At 51.7% G+C, this 3,378-nt stretch carries 5 protein-coding genes; all 5 read right to left on the reverse strand.

Annotated features, from left to right (window positions below):
• The coding region (hisF, locus tag AC4MRN_RS20165) for an imidazole glycerol phosphate synthase subunit HisF (protein ID WP_491204328.1) at positions 1-544 on the reverse strand (544 nt) is incomplete at its 3' end.
• Positions 526-1,263, reverse strand: a complete 738-nt coding sequence (gene hisA, locus AC4MRN_RS20170) for a 1-(5-phosphoribosyl)-5-[(5-phosphoribosylamino)methylideneamino]imidazole-4-carboxamide isomerase (RefSeq protein WP_073322703.1) — start codon at positions 1,261-1,263, stop codon at positions 526-528. The genes hisF and hisA, both read right to left, overlap by 19 nt.
• Positions 1,263-1,868, reverse strand: a complete 606-nt coding sequence (gene hisH / locus AC4MRN_RS20175) for an imidazole glycerol phosphate synthase subunit HisH (protein ID WP_491204329.1) — start codon at positions 1,866-1,868, stop codon at positions 1,263-1,265. The genes hisA and hisH overlap by 1 nt, the downstream gene beginning before the upstream one ends.
• A complete protein-coding gene (gene hisB, locus AC4MRN_RS20180) occupies positions 1,868-2,938 on the reverse strand; it encodes a bifunctional histidinol-phosphatase/imidazoleglycerol-phosphate dehydratase HisB (RefSeq protein WP_073322699.1) in 1,071 nt (356 codons plus the stop codon). The genes hisH and hisB overlap by 1 nt, the downstream gene beginning before the upstream one ends.
• Positions 2,935-3,378 (reverse strand): aminotransferase class I/II-fold pyridoxal phosphate-dependent enzyme (locus tag AC4MRN_RS20185; RefSeq protein WP_491204330.1); only part of this gene is annotated, 444 nt, incomplete at its 5' end. The genes AC4MRN_RS20185 and hisB, both read right to left, overlap by 4 nt.

A 3,378-nucleotide genomic window follows, 5' to 3' on the forward strand; every position in this document is an offset into this window, starting at 1 on the left:
CCTGGTTCATACAGTTCAGTACGATCTCACCGGCACCACGTTGCTGCACTTCTTTAATCCAGTCCAGTGTTTGCCAGGCGGTTTGCTGAGTGCGACTCTCGTCGCCGGTAAACTTGTACACTTCGTACTGGTTGTTGTCTTTGTTGTAAAAGCTGTCGATACCAATAACTACGCACTGCTGCCCGTACACATCGTGTAGCTCGTTGATCAGGTCCGGGTTAGTCAGCGCTGGTGAGTTAATGGAAATCTTGTCGGCACCCATTTCAAGGATGCGGCCCGCATCTTCAACTGACTTGATACCACCGGCCACGCAGAACGGAATATCAATGACCTGCGCAATGCGACTTACCCAGCTTTTGTCTACCACACGCTGGTCTGAGCTGGCGGTAATATCGTAAAACACCAGCTCGTCTGCACCGGCTTTCGCGTATTGTTCCGCCAGCGGTACGATGTCACCAATGATTTCGTGGTTGCGAAATTGTACGCCCTTAACCACTTTGCCATCGCGTACATCCAAACAAGGAATTATCCGTTTTGCCAGCATGCGATAGCCTCCTCAACGTTGAATTTACCTTCCAGTAACGCCCGGCCTAAAATCACGCCGCCGACGCCAGTAGGGCGTAAGGCACGAATGTCGTCCAGCGAACCAATGCCGCCGGAGGCCTGCCAGCTTACTGCCGGAAACTGTTTGCACACTTCGGTGTACAGCGCCACGTTAGAGCCCTGCAAGGTACCGTCACGGCTGATATCGGTGCACAGAACATGTTTTGCGCCGACTTCAGCAAACTCACCCAGGATTTGTTCCAGTGACACTCCCGAGTTTTCCTGCCAGCCGTGGGTGGCAATAAACTTGTTACCTTGTTCGTCAATGTTGATATCAAGGGCCAGTACAATGTGTTCAGGACCGTATTTCTCAACCCAACTCTTTACCAGTGCCGTTTCCTTTACCGCCAATGAACCAACGACCACGCGGCTTACGCCGGACTCTAACAGCTGAGCGACTTCCTGCTCACTGCGAATACCGCCACCAGCCTGAAACTTCATTCGCTTGGTGTCGACCATTTGTTTGATCAGGGTAAGCTGACGCTTGCTGGTGTCTTTAGCACCGGTCAGGTCCACAATGTGCAACCATTCTGCACCCTGGTCGGCATAGCTATGCACTACATCAACCGGCGCTAAGGTGTACTGAGTTTTCTGGTTGTAGTCGCCCTGATAAAGGCGAACGACTGCGCCGTCTATTAAATCAATTGCTGGAATAATCATTACATGTTCACAAAGTTAGTTAACAGTTGTGCACCGGCTTCACCAGAGCGCTCAGGGTGGAATTGCACACCGAAGAAATTATTGTGCTGAATCGCCGCCGAGAAGGGCTGGCCGTACTCACACGATGCCAGCGTATGCTCATACACGGGTACAGCAAAGCTGTGCACGAAGTAGAAATAGGTGCCTGCACCAATACCGGCAAATAGCGGTGAATCAGCCTTCGGCGTAATTGTGTTCCAGCCCATGTGAGGCAGGCGTAAGTCGCCAGCTTTCAGGCGGGTCACTTCGCCCGGCATCAGCTTCAGGCAATCAATGGTGCCGCTGGTGGCTTCATCAGACTGCTGAACCATTAATTGCATACCAAGACAAACCCCCAGTACTGGTTGCGTGAGTTGCTGCAGCGTTGGAATAAGGTCTTTTCCGGTAATGCTTTTCATGGCTGCGCCAGCGCTGCCTACGCCAGGCAGAAACACTTTGTCGGCCGCTTTAATGACAGCCGGGTCGTCAGACACGGTAACCGCCACACCCAAGCGTTCCAGCGCAAACTTTACCGATGAAATGTTCGCACAGCCGGTGTTTACGATCACAATGGTTTGTTGTGACATTACAGGGCTCCTTTACTGCTTGGCAGGGCGTCACCCTGGCGCGTAATTGCCTGGCGCAATGCGCGGCCAAACACTTTGAATAAGCTTTCTACCTGATGGTGAGCATTGCCCTCAGTGGTCGACAAATGCAAGGAAAGCCCCATGCTTTGCGACAGCGAATAGAAGAAGTGCTCTACCATTTCAGTGGCCATTTCACCAACCTGGTCACGGCTGAAATCAGCCTCGAACTTAAGGTAAGGGCGGTTGGAAATGTCCATAATGCATTCTGCCCGGCACTCGTCCATGGGCAGCGCGAAACCAAAGCGCCCAATACCACGTTTATTGCCAAGGGCTTTTTTCAGTGCTTCGCCTAATGCCAGTGCGGTGTCTTCAACACTGTGGTGATCGTCGATGTGTAAATCGCCATCTACTTTTACCTGCAGTTCGAAGCCGCCATGAGTGGCAATCTGGTCGAGCATGTGGTCGAAAAAGCCAATGCCGGTGTGAATACTGGATTTAGCTGCTGAGTCTAAATCTACACGCACATGGATGTCGGTTTCAGACGTGGTGCGGGTGACTTCGGCAATGCGGGCAGAGGCCAGTAGTTGCTTTTCAATCATTGGCCAGTTCAGCGTTTCGCGGTCGTAGCGAATACCTACAATACCCATGTTCTCAGCTAGCTGGATGTCAGTCAGACGATCGCCAATTACAGCTGAGCGGGTGAAATCGACTTTACCCTGTTGCAGATAGTCTTTCACCATGCCCAGTTTAGGCTTGCGGCAGGTGCAATTGTCGGCGTCGAAGTGAGGGCAAATCAGCACGTCGTCAAAGGTCACACCCTGACTTTCGAAGATGGCCATCATGGCATTGTGTGGCTTTTCAAAATCCGCGGTCGGGAAGCTGTCGGTACCCAAGCCATCCTGGTTGGTTACCATAACCAGCTTGTAGCCTGCCGCTTTCAGCTTAAGTAATACGGGAATCACCTGGGGTTCGAAGACCAGCTTTTCCAGTGTGTCTAACTGCTTATCGATAGGCGGTTCTTCTACCAATGTGCCGTCACGGTCGATAAATAAAATGGCTTGCTGACTCATGACTGGGCTCCTGTTTGTTGAAAAAAGGTGTTCAGCAGCGACAGTAGTCGCTGATTTTGTTCGGCGTTGCCAACGGTAACGCGCAAACAGTGTTGTAAATTCAGTTGCTTGGACTGATCGCGAATGAGCATGCCTTCGCTGACTAAATATTGCATGATGTCGCTGCTTTGCGGGTGACGGAACAATATATAGTTGGCTTTTACATCACCCATCAGCGTAACGCCAGGCAGGGCGCCAAGGGCAGTGCGAAGGGCGTCGCGTTCGTTGTTCAGATAGCTTACCTGTTCGCGCATACGGCCCACGTTTTCTTCGCTAAGTGCCTGGGTCACAATTTGTGCGACTGGCTCAGGGATTGGGTAAGGCGCAATGACCTTCATCAGTGCCTGAATAATGTCTTCGTTTGCCAGCGTAAAACCACAGCGTAAACCAGCCAGCGCAAA

Source organism: Marisediminitalea sp., from assembly GCF_984433645.1.

Excerpts from the sequence above, each read along its gene's own strand:
- hisA (WP_073322703.1), bottom strand. The coding sequence starts at position 1,263 with ATGATTATTCCAGCAATTGATTTAATAGACGGCGCAGTCGTTCGCCTT.
- hisH (WP_491204329.1), bottom strand. The coding sequence starts at position 1,868 with ATGTCACAACAAACCATTGTGATCGTAAACACCGGCTGTGCGAACATT.
- hisB (WP_073322699.1), bottom strand. The coding sequence starts at position 2,938 with ATGAGTCAGCAAGCCATTTTATTTATCGACCGTGACGGCACATTGGTA.